13 protein-coding genes are annotated in these 15,606 nt (G+C 70.4%); 1 reads left to right on the top strand and 12 read right to left on the bottom strand.

Translation table 11 applies throughout. The annotated features are described in order from the left end of the window. Positions 1-203 precede the first annotated feature (203 nt). Positions 204-920: a YoaK family protein gene (locus SSP24_RS12700; protein WP_141309622.1), complete on the bottom strand. Its 717-nt coding sequence runs from the start codon at positions 918-920 to the stop codon at positions 204-206. Positions 921-1,327: 407 nt separating this feature from the next. Here SSP24_RS12700 and SSP24_RS12695 point away from each other — a divergent pair, with 407 nt between their 5' ends. Then, entirely contained in the window at positions 1,328-3,055 is a 1,728-nt protein-coding gene (locus tag SSP24_RS12695) for an NlpC/P60 family protein (protein WP_141309621.1), read from the top strand. Positions 3,056-3,113: 58 nt separating this feature from the next. Here the strand turns inward: SSP24_RS12695 and SSP24_RS12690 are convergent, their stop codons facing one another. The 11 genes from SSP24_RS12690 to SSP24_RS12640 all read right to left on the bottom strand — a co-directional run bounded on the left by SSP24_RS12690 (position 3,114) and on the right by SSP24_RS12640 (position 15,535). Continuing rightward, positions 3,114-3,548 (bottom strand): FAD synthase family protein, encoded by a 435-nt coding sequence (locus tag SSP24_RS12690; RefSeq protein WP_141309620.1) that lies wholly within the window; start codon positions 3,546-3,548, stop codon positions 3,114-3,116. Next, positions 3,548-5,089 carry a fibronectin type III domain-containing protein gene (locus SSP24_RS12685; RefSeq protein WP_141309619.1) on the bottom strand — a complete coding sequence of 514 codons (1,542 nt, stop codon included), beginning with the start codon at positions 5,087-5,089 and terminating at the stop codon, positions 3,548-3,550. Before SSP24_RS12685 ends, SSP24_RS12690 begins: the two co-directional genes overlap by 1 nt. A 75-nt stretch (positions 5,090-5,164) precedes the next feature. Beyond that, positions 5,165-6,712 carry an oligosaccharide flippase family protein gene (locus tag SSP24_RS12680; RefSeq protein WP_141309618.1) on the bottom strand — a complete coding sequence of 516 codons (1,548 nt, stop codon included), beginning with the start codon at positions 6,710-6,712 and terminating at the stop codon, positions 5,165-5,167. After that, positions 6,709-8,322 carry a hypothetical protein gene (locus SSP24_RS12675; RefSeq protein WP_141309617.1) on the bottom strand — a complete coding sequence of 538 codons (1,614 nt, stop codon included), beginning with the start codon at positions 8,320-8,322 and terminating at the stop codon, positions 6,709-6,711. The genes SSP24_RS12680 and SSP24_RS12675 overlap by 4 nt, the downstream gene beginning before the upstream one ends. Further along, positions 8,319-9,749 carry a hypothetical protein gene (locus SSP24_RS12670; protein ID WP_141309616.1) on the bottom strand — a complete coding sequence of 477 codons (1,431 nt, stop codon included), beginning with the start codon at positions 9,747-9,749 and terminating at the stop codon, positions 8,319-8,321. Before SSP24_RS12670 ends, SSP24_RS12675 begins: the two co-directional genes overlap by 4 nt. 172 nt (positions 9,750-9,921) lie before the next feature. Continuing rightward, on the bottom strand, positions 9,922-11,127 hold the full coding sequence (locus SSP24_RS12665) for a glycosyltransferase family 4 protein (protein WP_141309615.1): 1,206 nt from the start codon (positions 11,125-11,127) through the stop codon (positions 9,922-9,924). Positions 11,128-11,152: 25 nt separating this feature from the next. After that, the gene (locus tag SSP24_RS12660; protein ID WP_141309614.1) at positions 11,153-12,133 is read right to left on the bottom strand and encodes an NAD-dependent epimerase/dehydratase family protein; all 981 of its coding nucleotides are present in this window, start codon (positions 12,131-12,133) and stop codon (positions 11,153-11,155) included. Positions 12,134-12,170: 37 nt separating this feature from the next. Continuing rightward, positions 12,171-12,947: a CDP-alcohol phosphatidyltransferase family protein gene (locus SSP24_RS12655; RefSeq protein WP_141309613.1), complete on the bottom strand. Its 777-nt coding sequence runs from the start codon at positions 12,945-12,947 to the stop codon at positions 12,171-12,173. A 2-nt stretch (positions 12,948-12,949) separates the two neighbouring features. Further along, positions 12,950-13,735, bottom strand: coding sequence for a class I SAM-dependent methyltransferase (locus SSP24_RS12650; RefSeq protein ID WP_141309612.1), 786 nt, complete (start codon positions 13,733-13,735; stop codon positions 12,950-12,952). A gap of 103 nt (positions 13,736-13,838) precedes the next feature. After that, positions 13,839-14,951 carry a glycosyltransferase gene (locus SSP24_RS12645; RefSeq protein ID WP_141309611.1) on the bottom strand — a complete coding sequence of 371 codons (1,113 nt, stop codon included), beginning with the start codon at positions 14,949-14,951 and terminating at the stop codon, positions 13,839-13,841. Beyond that, the gene (locus tag SSP24_RS12640; protein WP_141309610.1) at positions 14,948-15,535 is read right to left on the bottom strand and encodes an LbetaH domain-containing protein; all 588 of its coding nucleotides are present in this window, start codon (positions 15,533-15,535) and stop codon (positions 14,948-14,950) included. The genes SSP24_RS12645 and SSP24_RS12640 overlap by 4 nt, the downstream gene beginning before the upstream one ends. Positions 15,536-15,606 lie beyond the last annotated feature (71 nt).

The following is a 15,606-nucleotide window of genomic DNA, read 5'->3' as shown; positions in this document are numbered from 1 at the left end:
CGGCGGGAGGCGCGCAGCATCAACACTCGACCGAGCAACTCGGACAGTCTGCCATATGGGGCAGGGCGTCCGCCAATCGAGCCGGAGAGAATACCCCGGACGTGACCTAGGTCAAACGCAAGGTGGGACGGGGGCCGTGAGCCGCAGGTGCAGGCGATGCGGAAGTACGTAGGTCACCGAGCCGAGGATCACGCCGGAGACCCTCACCCCGGCTCCGACGTCCGCCCCCGCGGCATCGCCCAGAACACCGCGCCCAGCGCCAGAACGACCACGGCAGGCACCAGCAGGACCACCGCCGGGCGAACCGCCTCATGCAGCAGCCAGGCCCCCACAAGGCCACCCGCGAACATGGCGGCGACCGAGGCGAAGCGGCGGCCTTCGTGGCGCAGGCCCGAACCGATGCGGGGGTCGGCGAGCGGGGACAGCCCGCCGAGGAGTGCGGTCAGGGCGCGGGTGGACACGGTCGTGGGTACGTCCGGGACCCCTACGCGCAGGGTGGTGACGTTACGTACGCCCATGGCCGCGGCCACCAGGGCGATCACGACGAAATGGTGACCGGTGACCGGCCCGCCCTGCTCGTCGACGCCGGTGCGCCACGCGACCAGACCACCGAGCCCCAGCAGCAGCGCCTCGGTCATCAGGCCGGGCACGAACCAGCGGCGGCCGTGGACGTCGACGATCGTCTCGAACCGGGAGCCGAGCACCGCGCCGACCGCGAAGGCGGCGCACGAGACACCGGCCGCGGCCGGGGAGAGTCCCGCTGCGCCGGTGAGTGCGAAGGCGAGGAAGAGGAGGTTCCCGGTCTGCACCGCCGTGAACACCGGGCCCAGCACGAGAAAGCTGACGGCCTCGATCATGCCGGTCGTCAGCGTGAGCGCCACCATGACCGAGGTGAGCCCGACGCCCGCTCTGGGTTTCATACGGGGACCCGCTCCATACGGGGACCGTAAGCCGTGACCGATCCACCCGCTGCCGCTGCCACGCGCCACTACGCCGATCAGGTACGACGCCCGCACCGGGCCCTCAGGGATCGCCGCCGCCCGCCTCGTCCGCCCACGCGGACAGGCATCTCCCACCGCCGCCCTCATCGACCAGGCAGACAGGCACCTCCCACCACCGCCCTCCCCGCCCACGCAGACAGGCACCCCCCGCCACCGCCCCCGCCCACCACGCAGACAGGCACCCCGCCTCCGCCCCCGCCCACCACGCAGACAGGCACCCCGCCACCGCCCCCGCCCACCACGCAGACAGGCATCTCCCACCACCGCCCTCCTCGCCCACGCGGACGGCTATCTTCCGCCACCCGCCTGCCCCGATCATGGTCGGCATGTCGATCACCTCCCGGCGCAGTCTGCTCGCCGTCTTCGCGGCCTCGGCCGCCTCCGTCCCGTTCAGCGGCCTGGCCGCCGCCCCGGCGCGCGCCGCCGAGTCGATCCATGCCGTCGAGCCCTTCGCCGGGGCAACCGGCCTCACCTCGGCCCGCTCCTCGGTGACACTGCCACCGCTGGACGCCTCCTACTTCACACAGGTGACCCTGAGCACGCCCCTGACCGCCACCGTGCTGCCGGGAACCCCGGCCCGCACCGAGGTCACCTCCGGCGGCCGCCGCGTCGCCCTGCTGACCCACGGCGCCCGGACCGTCGTACTGCCCGGCCCGGAGCGGACCTTCACGGAGAACAAGAAGCCCTTCGTCGACGACTTCCAGCGCACCCTGCAGGACGGATGGGGCAGCTCCCCCGGCGGCGGAAACTGGTCCACCCTCGGCCCCGCCGACACGGACTACTCGGTGCAGCCCGGCACCGGCGTCATCGCCCTCACCACCGACTACGCCAGCCGCCACGCCAGCGTCCGGGACGGCGAGATCACGGACGTGGACGTCCGCTCGGTGGCCCGGTTCGACAAGGTGCCCACCGGCCAGGCCTGCTCCTACGCGCTGTCCTTCGGCTACCAGGACACCCACAACAACTACCGGGCCCGGCTGTCCTTCACCACCGGCGGCGACGTCCAGCTGCGGGTGGAGAAGGAGGTCGCCGACGCGGTCACCCAGCTGACGTCCGCCACCACCCTGGCCACCGACGTCCCCGCGGGCACCGACTGGACCATCCGGGTCCGCCGCGAGGGCACCCGCATCCGGGTCAAGGCCTGGCGCTCCGCCACCGCGGAACCGTCCGCCTGGGCCGTCGACGTCACCGACCCCACCTTCGGCAAGGGACGCGTAGGCCTGCGCGCCCTCGCCAACGACGGCTGCACCAACCTGCCGGTCAAGCTGCTCGTCAGCCACTTCGAGGTGAGCGCCGCGAACTGGGCGACGCCGCCCACGGTCACCCACGGCGACTGGGTGCGCGTCCTGCCGGAACCCTTCGACGGCAACTGGACCCCGGCAATCGAAGAGATCGTCCGTGGCTGGGCCGGCTCCACCGCGCCGGACGTCCTGGCTCACGCGGCGATGTTCCTCGCCGGTGCGCCCGCCGTCGTCGCCGGCTCCGGACCGGCCAAGGACAAGCAGGTCCTGGGCGAGTCCGGGTACGGCTACCTGGACCCGGAGGGCTACCGCTACGAGGGCGCCGACTTCCACGAGTACATGAACGTCGGCTGGACCTTCCCCGACGGCGCATACACCGGCCCGTCCAGCAAGCAGGTCGGCAACCTGGACTGCTCGGGCTACACGCGGATGGTGTACGGCTACCACATGGGCGTACCGATGGCCGCGGGCCAGGACACCTCCGGCACCCGGATACCCCGCAAGTCCCGCGACATGGCCGAGCACGCCCCCGGCGTACGCATCGACCGCACCGACGGCACGAACCCGCCCGCCGCGGCCCTGCTCCAGCCCGGCGACCTGGTCCTCTTCAACGCCGACTCGGGCGACGACACCCCGACGGTCACGGTGGACCACGTCGGCATCTACCTCGGCAAGGACACGGCAGGCAAACGCCGCTTCCTCTCCAGCCGCAAGACGATCAACGGCCCCACCATGTCCGACCTGGGCGGCGCATCACTCCTGGACGGCACGGGCACGTACGCCACCAGACTGCACACGGTCCACCGCATCTGAGCCGACCGGGCGGGGGCGCCGGCCCCGCCCCCGCCCGGTTTCCGCGTGGAAGGAGCCGTCAGCGGCCCGCATCCGCCGCGAAGAGATCGAGTGCCTCGCGGAGGCGGGTGCTGGAGGTGTGGGCGGTGTAGGGGAAGTAGACAACCTCCACGCCGACCTTCGCGAAGGCCTCTTCGAGCTTCGTCCAGACCTCCGTGCCCAGCCAGTCGTCGCCTTTGTAGATGACGTCGAAACCGATGTCGTTCCAGATCTTGATCTTGTCGGCCATGGTCGCGACGTAGGTGTCGTCCACGTAGCGGACGCTGCCGACGATCTCCAGCCGCTCGGAGAGCGGTACGACGGGCGGTCTGCCCTTCAGCTGCACCACCAGGTCGTCGGAGCAGACACCCGCGACGAGCCGGTCGCAGTTCGCCCGTGCTCGGCGCAGGATGTTGAGGTGGCCCACATGGAAGAGGTCGAAGACCCCGGGCGCGTATCCGAGACGTTCTCCCATCACTGTCCTCCCGTCGACCGCTCTTCCGCGGCCGCGGTCACGTCGAGCGGCTCCGACTGGGGCGAGGCGTTCCGACCGTCGGTGACGGCGATCGTGTAGCGGTGACGGGAGCCGGGGGTGACGTAGTCCGTGTACGTCATGTCCGGCCGGTCCCACGAGGTGGACTGCTGCTTGCGCGAGGCCACGTGGACGCCGTCCCGGTAGATCAGATACGTCAGCTCCGCGTCGTCGCGGTCCCAGGCGGCACGCCAGGTGAGCGTGGTCCGGCCGGGGCTGGAGTCCGCGACCCGGAGCTGCGGCGGGTTCTCCGGGGCTCCGGTGTCGGGTTCGGGGGCGAAGCGCGTCAGGCCCTGTTGCGGTTGGTCGTTGACGGTGGTGAACTCCCCGCCCACCCAGAGGATTTCACCGGCCATCACCATCGCCCGGGGGCCGCTCTGCTCGCCGATCCCCCCATTGGTGTCGGGGAACCAGTGCAGGATGTGCCCGTCACGGACCGAGTTGGCCAGGAGGTGCTGGCGGTTGTAGTGCTCGGGGAAACCCCCCGGCGTACGGCTGCAGTCGTGGGCGTGCGAACCGCTGTAGAGAACACCGCGGTGCACCAGGACGGCCTGCGTGGCGCCCAGGCAGTAGTCCTTCCACACCATCTCGCCGCTGGACAGCCGCCCGGCGATGCGCCCGTCGAAGATGCCCGTCCCCATGCCCTGGGCTCCCACGTAGAAGTTGGTGTCGTCGCGGGCCAGCGACCGCACCGCCGATCGTCTCGGGAGCCAGTCCGGGTAGGAGGCCACCGTCGCGCCGGTCGAGGGATGCAGAGCGACCAGCGCGTGGTCGTTCGCGCCGTTGACCACGTCGAAGTCGCCGCCGACAAGAATCTTGCCGTGTTCGAGTGCGGCTTTGATGGCCCGGACGGAACCGTCGATGTCCGCGGCGAAGGGCAGCAGCTCACCGCCTGGGGTGAACGCCGCGATGCGCCGCCTCGTCTCGCCGTTGACGAGCACGAAATCGCCGCCCAGATAGACCGCCTTGTCCGTCACCTCGATGGCCCTGACGAACGAGGACACGGCGGGGCGGAAGTCCTTGCGCAGCGAGCAGTCGGCCGTGTTGAACGCGACCGCGCTGGCTACCTTCGTGTCGTCGGCGGAGCCGAACGAGCCGCCGACGTACAGCACTTCGCCGTCGCTCGACGCCTTCAGCGCCCGTACGGTGTCGCCGCCGCCGGAGAGCTCCGGGGCACAGGGCAGCAGTTCGCCGGTGTCGGCGTCGAACGCGGCGAAGTTCTTCCGGGGGACCTCCCTCTCGCCGGGCTGCGCGCCCGGCGGACGGACGCTGTCGAAGGTGCCGCCGACGTACACGACGCCGCGGGCGTGCTCGACCGACCAGACGATGCCGTCCGTCTGCCATGTCGCCAACGTGTCGGCGGCCAGGGTCTGTTCGTCGGCGGCCGAGGCGGAGGCGGAGGCGGTCATGAGCGTGGCGGCCGCGAGGAGGGCCGCGATGGAAGCAGTCGTGGCGACCCTCGTCGTGCGTTTTCTCAGGCGCATGGAACATCCCGGGGTGCAGGAGGTACGGGTGGTGAGAGGGGAAGAGGGTGCGGCGGTTTCGGTTCTGCGACGGCCCTATGTGGCGCGATCGCGCAGCACACCGACGAGCTCTCGCACTCCCAGCGGGGTACGAAATCTCCACAAACTTATACCGAATGCACACAATCCCAAGGCGATTGCGACGGCAAGTCCGGCGGTCGTGTCACCAGCCAGCAGCCTGGCGGCAAGAAGCGGGGGCGCAGTGAGGCACAGCCCGGTGGCCGTCGCCAGGAGGTACTCGTTGTCGACGACCGTGAAGCCCGGATGCCGCCGCACCAGCGCGGCCGAGACGAGGTTCTCGACGACGAGCGCCACCCCCCAGGACAGGGCGGCTCCCATGACGCCCAGCCGGGGAACGGCCAGCACGCCGACCGCCAGCTGCACGGCGAACGCGGCACCGGTGACCGCCAGATGCCAGGAGCTCTTGCCGGCCATGAGCAGCACCGTCTGGGCGTTGCCGACCCCGACGTTGACCGCCGAGGCGATGCACAGCACGACCAGCGCGTCCGCCCCCTGCTCGAACTCCGGCCCGAACAGGGACAGAACGGTGCCCGGGAAACTGGTCAGCAGCGCGAGCAGCGGCCAGGAGAACAGCACGACCCAGCGCGTGGAGACGCGGTGCAGATGACAGGCCTGCGGGAGGTCGCCCACGGCGAGGAGACGGCTGATCTCCGGCGCGACGGCCAGCCGGATGGCGAGCTGGATCAGCGTGGCCGCGATGACGACCCGGCCGACGGCCGTGTAGATGCCCGCCTCTTCACTCGTCGCCAGGCCCGACAGCAGGATGACCCCCACCCACACCGAGCTGATGTCGAAGACGGAGGAGATCGCCCGGGGCGCGGCGAACGCCCAGAATCCCTGCCGGGTGGTGGCCTCGGCAGGCACGGGGGCGGGTCCGGGGTCCGTACGGCGGCGGCACCGTCGCAGGGCGACGCAGGCGATGACGACGCCGGCCAGGGTGGGGGCGAGCCAGGCGGTGGCCAGCCCCAGGACACCCGGCGCCAGCAGCGCGACGGGGACGGCGATCAGGACCCGCAGGACCGGTTTGCCGATCTGCTCGACACCGACGAACGGCACCACGGTGCCGTATCCCTGGGTGGCACCGAGCAGGATCAGCGTGACCGTGGCCAGCGGGAGGAACAGGGCGAACAGCCGCATGAGGGTCACCGCGTCGTCGCGGGCGAGATTCGGCAGCAACGCGGTCGCCGTCCAGGGCGACAGGAAGAGCAGCGCGGCGGCGGCGGTACTCACCGCGGCCCCGGGCAGCACGGCGCTGCGCATGAGCGCGCCCACCTGGCGGCCCCCGCTGGTGGCCAGGTCACGGGAGACGAAGCGCACCAGTCCGGTGTCGGCACCGAGCTTGCAGGTGTTGCAGAGGATGGTGAAGACGGCGACGCCGGTGAACACCGCTCCCGCCCCGTACGCCCCGAGGGCGCGGGTGACCAGGGTGACGAGGACGTAGCCGAAGACGGCGTTGACCGTCGATCCCAGGAAGCCCCACCACCCGCCCCGCGCGGTGGCGGCGATCCCGCACCGGGCGGCCGGCCTATCGGTGACGGGCACGGCCGTTCCGGACGCGCTCATCGGGAGACGCTGAGTGTGTCGTCCTGCACGGGCGCGGGCACTTCCCCGACCAGGTCGTCGGCCGGCGTGGACGGCGTGGTGTCCGGGTCCCGCTGCCCGATCCGGCGGCCCCAGCCGCCGTCCACGGCACGGCGCAGCAGGCGGCGTCGTGCGCCGCTGTCGAGAACCGCGCCCACGATGTGTCCGCCCGAGCAGTCGATCAGCTCGCGAACCCGCTTGAGGTCGTCGCGCCTGGACCGGTTCAGGCCGCCCACCACGAGGACGCCGTCCACGCGCTGGGCCACCGCGAGAGCGTCAGCGTGTTCGAGCAGGGGTCGGGTGATGACCAGCACGGGCCTACCGGATTCGGCGTAGGGCAGGGCGCGCGTCACCGCCGAGGCCGCAGGCCTGTTGTCACCGGTGGTGCCACGGCTGTCCGGGAGGAGCGCGAACCGTCCGGCCGTGCCCGCGTCGACGACCGCACTGCCCTCGGGAGCGCCGACTGGTGCGCAGGCGTCGGCCAGCAGCGGCAGCCGCGCCGGCAGGCCGGGTGCGCCGGCGGTGGCGTCCACCAGCAGCACGTCGTCGCCGGACTCGGCGAACGCGGCGGCGAGGTTCACCGCGGCGGCCTCGGCGTTGCCGTCCTCCTTCGGCGCCACGACGAGCAGAGTGCCGGCGGCGGTGCGGCCCTCGGTTTTCCTCAGGAGGAAGGCGAGGGTGCGGTAGGCCTCCGCGCGACTGCCGCCGGCCCGGCCGACCACCAGAGGGTCCGCGTCGTCCGCGTCAGCACCTGGGACGATGCCCAGCACCCGAGCGCCCAGTGCGGCCTGGACTTCGCCGACCGAGCGCGCCCGCGGCTCCAGGGCGGATCGCAGCCAGGCGAGCACCACGCCGAGGAGGAGACCGCCGATCAGCCCGAGGCCGATGAGCCACGCGGGGCCCGGTCCGGAGGGGCGCGCCGGCGGCTCGGCCCGGCGCACGATGTCCCCTCCGGTGGTGTCGTAGGACCTGATGTCCGACACCCGCTTCTGCAGCACACTGATCTGGTCCCGCAGGCCGGCCGCCGACGTGGCGGGGTCGTCGTCGGACTTCGCCTCGATGCGCTTGGCCAGCACGTCGATCTGCTGCTCCAGGCCGCTCGTCATCCGCTTCACCATGGCCTTGGTCCGGTCCTGGCGATCGGCGAGGTAGGCCTCGGCGAACGCGTTGGTCACCCGGGCCGCCCCCTTCGCCGTGCCGGCTGTGTACGCGAACCTGAGCACCTGGGTGTCCGGGGGATTGGTGACGCGCAGGTTCGCCAGCAGCGGGGCGGCCTTGGAGGGCCGGCCGAGCGTCCTCGCCGCGCGGGCCGCGACGGTGGCGCTGAGCGCGATCTGCCGTTCCGTGCCCATGCTGACCTGGTTGTCGGCGGCCACGCCGAACGTGCTGAACGGGTCCGTTCTGGAGCGGACGAGCACCTCGCTGGTGGAGCTGTAGCTGCCCGCGGTCAGCAGCACCAGCAGCAGTCCGCCGAGCAGCCCCAGGACGATGCCCGTCGCGATGGTCACGCGGTACCTGAGCAGTCGGCGCAGCTGGTCGCGGAGCTGGTCCGGTTCGGCGTACCGGTCGTCGTAGCCGGGGGAGCTGGTCACGAATGCCTCCTGTGTCCGGGAATGGGAGCGTGGCCCGCCCTCGCGGGCGGCCGCGCCGGTGACCGGGACGGGGACGACCGGGCGACGGGGCGAGTGGTGATGAAGAGCGGAACCACGAGGAGCAGCAGCAGGGGTCCGACGATCGCCATGAGGCTGCCGCGCAGGAGGACCAGCTGGTAGAAGGCGACAGCGGGTACCAGGAGAGCGGCCAGCGTGCTGTGCCCGCCCCGCATCCGTTCCCTCAGGTCGTCCATGCGGCGCCCGGCCAGACCCAGCAGGCAGAAGGCGGCGACCACGCAGGGACCACCGCCCCAGAGATACGTCTCGATCCACAGCGGTGCGGAAAGGTTGTGGAAGTCGTAGCCCGCGTACTCGGCGAATGCGATGCCCGTGGTCTGCGGTTTGTCGGGCCAGATGGCGCGGGGCACCATGAACAGGACGGGACCGAGCGCGGCCGACGGTGAGAATCCGTTGTCCTTCACGTAGTCGATGCCGGTCTGCATCTGCTGGAAGGCGTCGTAGTCCATGGCGGTGCTGAACTGTTCCGTGAGGCTCAGCACCTCGACGACTTCGCGTTCGTCGTAACGGAAGTAGTCGCTGTACGGGAAGACGAACAGCACCCCGATCGTGAGGGCCGCGGCAGCGATCCGGAAAGCCCTGGGGCTGCTGAATCGGCGCCAGGAGAAAAGCAGCACCAGAAGGACGGTCCCGGCCCAGAAGCGGGGCCTGCTGATCGGGTTGTTGACGATGACGTTGAGTGCCAGGAGAGCCGGGAGCAGCATCCAGCGCACACCCCGCAGCAACCGGTCCCCCGCCGGCCGACGTGGCAGGTGCACCAGGGCCACCAGCGCCCAGAAGGCGGGAACGGCGACGGCCCACACCTGCAGCGCCCGCACCGGGTCTTCTGCCTCGGCGCCCGACTGCCGCAAGGCCTGCCTGCTCGTGAAGAAGGCCTGCAGGCCGCCCTCCTGCTGCGGCAGCACGATGACCGCCAGAACCAGCGACAGGCCGCACAGCAGGAGCACGGGCCAGGGCGTGAGCCTGCGGGACAGCAGGGGTTCGAGCACGAGCGACCGGCGGGTCGCGCTCCTGGTGGCGAGTGCCGTACCCCCGCTGTAGGCGAGGAGCCCGAGTTCCGTCAGCGCCGCGGCGGCGAAGGCGGTGGAGTCGCCGGTCCGGTATTCCAGGGGATATGTGTCGGTGGCGAGCATGGCGAGCGGCGCGAGCCCGAGCCATACATAGGCGAAGACCCAGAAACCGAGTGCGACAAGCCGCACCGAGGTATCCGTGAGAACCCGGGTGAGCGCTGTTCCGGCATGCGCCACGACGACGCATTGCATGGCGAGTGTGGCACCGAACCGTGCCTCGGGGGTGTACAGGATCAGCGTGGGCAGCATGGCGACCAGCAGGAGGAACCAGCAGCACACCGCCGCAGCGCAACGCTTTTGACTGCCTGGCACCTGCACCCCCGGTTGAGCGAGCAAACGGAATAGACGGTCGCCACGGTATTTATATCCCAGACACCGGGATTAGCGACCGCATTCCAGGGGGTGTTTTACCGGACGTTTTTCCGGATGCTTTTCCCGATGGAAATTGCTATTACTGCACAATATGGGATCCGCGCACCGCGCCGAGAATTCGCTCGAATCGCGAGGCGCAGCCCTCCAGCGCGAACTCCCGCTCGGCCAGCGCCCGGCTCTCCTTGCCCAGCGACTCGGCGCGCGCAGGGTCGGTCAGGATCTCGCGGACCCAGGTGGCCGCGTCGTCCAGCGAGGACTCCTCGGGCGGGAACACCGCCGAGCCGGCCTGGCGGAGCAGTTTCGCCGCCAGGTTGTCTTCCGGCATCAGTCCCAGCACGGGACGTCCGGCGCACAGATAGGACAGTGTCTTGGACGGAACGGAGAACTCCCCGGCATCCGCCGCCAGCAGCACGACCAGCACGTCACCCGTGCCCAGCACCTCGGGCAGCCGCTCGTACGGCTGGAACGGCAGCAGGGTCAGGTCGACGCCGCGGGCGGCGGCGGCTTCCTTGAGGACCGGGACGGCCGGGCCGTCGTTGACGACGACGAGACGGACCTGTTCGCCCTGCTCGCGCAGCCGCTCGGCCAGCCGGACGAGCAGGACGGGTTGGTGCTTGAGGCCGAGGGTGCCCGAGTACAGCACAGTCCTGACGCCGGTGAGACCGTGCTCGGCCGACCAGGTGTTGTCCCGGGGCACGGGGTGGATCTCGTCCAGCGGCGCCCAGTTGGGAATGACCGTGACCTTGTCGGCCGTACCCCACTCCTCATGGACCCGCACGAAGGAGTCGGCGATCACCACGATCGCCGAGGCGCATCGCGCCGCCCACTTCTCCCCCTGCTCGAAGACCTTGGCGGCGACGCCCATCAGCTTCGAGACGCCGGCGGCGGCGAAGCTCCTGAGCGCGATGGCAGTGACGTCCTGGTGCCACAGCACCCACGGGACACGCAGCACCTTCGACGCCAGCGCGGCCACGACCAGGGTCGGGATGGGCAGGTTGCCGAGCATCGCCACGTCCGGCCCCTCACGTCGCACCTGACGGGCCAGTTCGAAACCGAGCCGGGTCTCCTGGAAGAGGCGGTGGACGTAAGCGTCCTTCCTCAGCACGGTGCGGTCGCCGATGGTGGCGAAGCGGAGGCCGTCGGCCGCGTCTCCGCCGAGGTTTCCCTTGCCGGAGACGTAGGCGACGCAGGTGGAGTGCACGACGTCGTGACCGCGACGTGCCAGCTCGCGGCTGAGCTGGGCCTGGAACGGGTGGCCGCTGTAGTCGTGAAGGAGGATCTTCATCGGCTGCTCCCCTGCCGTGCGCGGATCAGTGGGCGGCGAGCTTCACCTGGTCGTAGACCCAGGCATAGGTCCTCTCCAGGCCGTCGCCGAGGGAGATCGAGGGCTCCCAGCCGTAGAGCTCGCGGATCAGGGTGTTGTCGGAGTTGCGGCCGCGCACGCCCTGCGGGGCGTCCAGGTGGTACCTGCGCTCGCAGCGGATACCGGCGATCTCCTCGACGATGTCGACCAGTTGGTTGATGGTGACCAGCTCGCAGGAGCCGAGGTTGACCGGGACGCTGCTGGTCCCCTTCATGATCATCTGGGTGCCGTGGACGCAGTCGCCGATGTACATGAAGGAGCGGGTCTGCCGGCCGTCGCCCCAGATCTCGATCCTGTGCAGGCCGGAGATGGCCGCCTCCGCGATCTTGCGGCACACGGCCGCGGGGGCCTTCTCGCGGCCTCCGGTCCAGGTGCCCTCGGGGCCGTACACGTTGTGGTAGCGCGCGACCCGGCACGTGAACCCGTAGTCCTCCTCGAAGTGGCGGCACATGCGCTCGGAGAACAGCTTCTCCCAGCCGTAGCCGTCCTCGGGCTGGGCCGGATACGCGTCCTCCTCCTTCAGCGCGGTGACGTCCGCGTCGGTCTGCTTTCCGGCGGCGTACACGCAGGCGGAGGACGAGTAGAAGTAGCGCTCCACGCCGGCTTCCTGGGCGGCCTTGAGCATGTGGGTGCTGGTCAGCACCGACATCATGCAGGCGGCCTTGTTGTTCTCGATAAAGCCCATGCCGCCCATGTCGGCGGCCAGCATGTACACCTGCCCGGCGTCCCGGACGGCCGCACGGGCGCTGTCGAGGAGCGACAGATCGGCGACGACGTTCTCGGCGGCGGAGTGCAGTTGATGCCACTCGTGCCGCGGCTTGATGTCGACACAACGGACTGTCAGGCCCTGGGACAGGAGATCGGCGGCGAGGTGCCCACCGATGAATCCCCCACCTCCCGCAACGACGACGTCCACCTGCTTGCTCATGGCAGCTCCTTCAGAAAGCCGGGATCTGCCTGGCAGATTAATCAGCATTTATCCCAATTATGGTGATATGCCGCGCGTCTTCGTGTCCGGAAGTGCCTGATGCCTCCGTACGAGTACGTCGGGAGAGCTCGCTGAACCACTTGGAGAGGAACACCGGCAACAACACCGCGTGCGCCGCGAGCAGGGCGACGTACAGCGCGAAGAACAGCTTCTGGTTCCCGAGGAACAAAAAGACGAGGCACAGCAGGCCGTAGTCCACGGGCAGCAGGGCCACGGCGCGAACGGCGGAGGGTGAGCCGGTCTCCGTCTCGTCCCCGCGCCTTCTCAGCTGCTCCGTCAGGATGCCCCCGAAGAACAGCACGACGGCGGCGAACTGGAAGGCGATCGGCACCAGCAGCAGGGCGGGACGCGGCAGATCGAAGAACCGGTGGAAGGAGATCAGCACCGCCGCGTGAATGCCCAGGAGCTTGGCGCAGTCGACCACATGGTCCATCCACTCGCCGGACAGGCTGGTCGACCTGTGCAGCCGGGCCAATTGACCATCCGCCGAATCGAGCGCGAAGCCGAGGACCAGGGCCAGGGCGACGCACTGTCCGAGCGCGTGGGAAGGGGGCAGCAGAGCCGTGGCGGCAATGGCCGCGAAGGTCACCAGGGCGCTGACGAGGGTGACGTGATTGGGCGACAGTCCCATACGGTGCGCCGCGGCCGCCAGCACTCTGCCGACCGGCCGGTTCACGAACCGGGTGTAGGCGGAAACCCCCCGGGCGGATTTCTGCGCCTGCGAGAGCTGCCTCAGTGCGCTGGAAAAGTCCATGCTCAACGGCGTCCGTGCGCGAGGATTCCGAAGTTCGACGCGGGAAAGTACCGATCCCCCACTGCCTGCAGCAGACAGGACTGCGTCGACCAGTACCGCTCGAGGCGGACGGCTGAGAACGACGCGGTGAGGCGGTCGCGGATGGCCTCCTCGTCGACGCCCTGCCGTACCACGTGGTACTCCACCATGTCGGACGGGTTCGCCTCGTCGTACGCACCGCGCAGCCGGCGCATGCAGGTGGCCATCCCCCGGCGGGGTTCTCCCTGGAACAGCCGCCACCCGAAGTAGGCTCCGCGGTCGAGCGCCAGGGACAGCCTGGAACGCCGGGGGTACCACAGCGGATCCTGGAAACTGAGGAAGGCCCCGCCAGGGGAGATGCGACCGACCAACCGGTTGATCGTGCCCAGGTAATCGGGGATGTGGTGCAGTACGGAGATACAGACGACGGCGTCGACCGGGTCACCGCTGAGGGCGGCCTCCCCGTCGGCGTCGTGCACGACGGTGACTTTGCCGTTGTGCCGGAAACGGTGGCGCAGGACATCCGCGCTCGACGCGCTCATCTCCGTGACCTGCACCTCGGCCCCGGCCGCCAGCAGATGGTCGGTGAAACACCCGTGGCCCGCACCGACTTCGACGACCCGGCACTGGCCTGTCCTGGCGAGGATCTCGCCCACCAGCTCGTGGATGCTCCGGACCACTCTGTCCCGGATGCTGTGGTGAAGAATGTGCGGGGAGCCTTTCGCGTAATTGTGGCCCGCGTCATGGCTGCACTGTTGCAGCTCGCCCATGGATGGCTTTGTCACAGTGGTGCTCATCTGCCGAAAGTAGGCCTGCGAGCCGACCTGGCCGCGTCCGACGAGCAAGCCCATCACGATGTCCATCCGTTCGGACTCACAAGCGCCGGTAGATCGTCTCCAGCCGGTCCGTCACCGCGTGGACGGAGAAGGCCTCCACGACGGCACGGTGGCCCGCCGCGGCGAGGGCCTGCCGCCTGCCCTCGTCGTTCAGCAGCGCGCACACCGCGTCGGCCAGCTGCCGAGGGCTGCCGTTGGTGACCACGGCCGCCCCCCGGCGGTCCAGCTCCTCCGCGATGCCGCAGCTGTCGGTGCACACCACGGGGGTGCCCGCGGCGAGAGCCTCGATCACGGTCATGCCGAAGGGCTCGTCCACGCTGGGCAGGACGTAGACGGCCGCCCGCGTGTAGGCCCGTACCGCCTCCGCGTGCTCCAGCGCTCCGCCGTAGGAAACGACACCCTCCAGCCCGTGCTCGGCGATGAGCCGGCGCACCTGGGGCAACACCCCCTCGTCGGCCCCGTGGAGGGTGAACCGGGCGTCGGGCACCTGACGATGCGCCAGGGCGGCCATCTCGACGAACGCCTCCGGGCGCTTGCGCGGGTGCAGCCGGGCCAGGAAGAGCACCTCCCGCTCGCGCCCACGGTGCTCCGCCGCACCCGCGCTTTCCGGTCGCACCCCGTTGGGCAGGGTCACCAGCGGCGGACCGCCGGCGCCGACGACCCCGGCCACGGCTCCACGCTCCTGCTCGGTGAGAACCAGGCAGGCACGCGCCCGCCGCAGCAGCGGCACGTACAGCCGGTCGAAGAGCCTGACCGCGGCCGAGCGCCGGGGCTGCACCATGCCGTGCGTCTGGGCGACGAACCTCGTGCGCCGCAGCACGGCGACGGCCAGCGCTGTGAGGGTGACGAGGTCACGCCCCGCGTGGACGTGGACCACGTCGGCCCCGCCCATGGAACGCCACAGGTCCTTGACGAGCAGCGGGTGCATGAGCCCGGTGAACCGCCCGGGGAGCAGGGAGCGTGCCGGGCGCGTGCGCAGCGGCACCGAGCCGAAGCGCGCCGGTGCCGGGCCTCTGCCCCGCCACAGCGACACCAACGTGACGTCGTGGCCTCGCGCGGCGCACTCCTCCAGTTGCCCGGCGGCCACACTCGTCGGACCGCCGTAGGCTCCGTCGTCGCTGACCAGGGTCACGACATGGACGACCCTCATGCCAGACCGCCCGCGGTGATCACGGCGCCCGGAGGGATGTCGCGGTGGGCGACCGCCGAGGCACCCACCACCGCCCCGCGGCCGACGGTGACCCCCCGCAGCACGACGGACCGTGCCGCGACCCAGGCACCGTGTTCCAGGCGGATCGGCCCGTTGTCGAACTCGAAGGTGGGGTGGTCGTGCTGGTGGCTTCCCGTGCACAGCAACGCACTCTGGGAGACGCACACATTGCTGCCGATGGTGATCTGTTCCAGATTGAGCAGCCAGGCGTCCTCACCGATCCATACGTCGTCGCCGACGGACAGCCGCCACGGCCAGTGCACGCGGACACCGCGCCGGATCAGCACCCGCTGCCCGACGCGTGCGCCGAACGCCCGCAGCACGGCCGGTCGCCAGCGGGCCGGGAACCACCACTTGACGAACACGAGATGGAGAACGGCGAACCAGGCGGCCTGGACGAGCAGGGGGCGTCCCTTGTCATAGCCCGCTCCCGTGAAACCTCGCAGGGAGCGCTCGACGGCGGCCCTGTGGTCGGTCGCGCCCGCGCGGGCCCCCGTGCCGGGCGGCGCTGCGGTCTCTGCCATGTGATGGCCCTTCCGGAGCTGGACGATATGCCCATTTACGTACATTGCTACTGAGTGATCAGTGTGAACCA

It is taken from the genome of Streptomyces spinoverrucosus, from assembly GCF_006539505.1.
GTDB lineage: Bacteria > Actinomycetota > Actinomycetes > Streptomycetales > Streptomycetaceae > Streptomyces > Streptomyces spinoverrucosus.
This window is presented reverse-complemented; position numbering and strand designations above follow the sequence as displayed.

Coding starts and splice junctions, on each gene's coding strand:
- SSP24_RS12700 (WP_141309622.1), bottom strand. CDS start 920: ATGAAACCCAGAGCGGGCGTCGGGCTCACCTCGGTCATGGTGGCGCTC.
- SSP24_RS12695 (WP_141309621.1), top strand. CDS start 1,328: ATGTCGATCACCTCCCGGCGCAGTCTGCTCGCCGTCTTCGCGGCCTCG.
- SSP24_RS12690 (WP_141309620.1), bottom strand. CDS start 3,548: ATGGGAGAACGTCTCGGATACGCGCCCGGGGTCTTCGACCTCTTCCAT.
- SSP24_RS12685 (WP_141309619.1), bottom strand. CDS start 5,089: ATGCGCCTGAGAAAACGCACGACGAGGGTCGCCACGACTGCTTCCATC.
- SSP24_RS12680 (WP_141309618.1), bottom strand. CDS start 6,712: ATGAGCGCGTCCGGAACGGCCGTGCCCGTCACCGATAGGCCGGCCGCC.
- SSP24_RS12665 (WP_141309615.1), bottom strand. CDS start 11,127: ATGAAGATCCTCCTTCACGACTACAGCGGCCACCCGTTCCAGGCCCAG.
- SSP24_RS12660 (WP_141309614.1), bottom strand. CDS start 12,133: ATGAGCAAGCAGGTGGACGTCGTCGTTGCGGGAGGTGGGGGATTCATC.
- SSP24_RS12655 (WP_141309613.1), bottom strand. CDS start 12,947: ATGGACTTTTCCAGCGCACTGAGGCAGCTCTCGCAGGCGCAGAAATCC.
- SSP24_RS12650 (WP_141309612.1), bottom strand. CDS start 13,735: ATGGGCGAGCTGCAACAGTGCAGCCATGACGCGGGCCACAATTACGCG.
- SSP24_RS12645 (WP_141309611.1), bottom strand. CDS start 14,951: ATGAGGGTCGTCCATGTCGTGACCCTGGTCAGCGACGACGGAGCCTAC.
- SSP24_RS12640 (WP_141309610.1), bottom strand. CDS start 15,535: ATGGCAGAGACCGCAGCGCCGCCCGGCACGGGGGCCCGCGCGGGCGCG.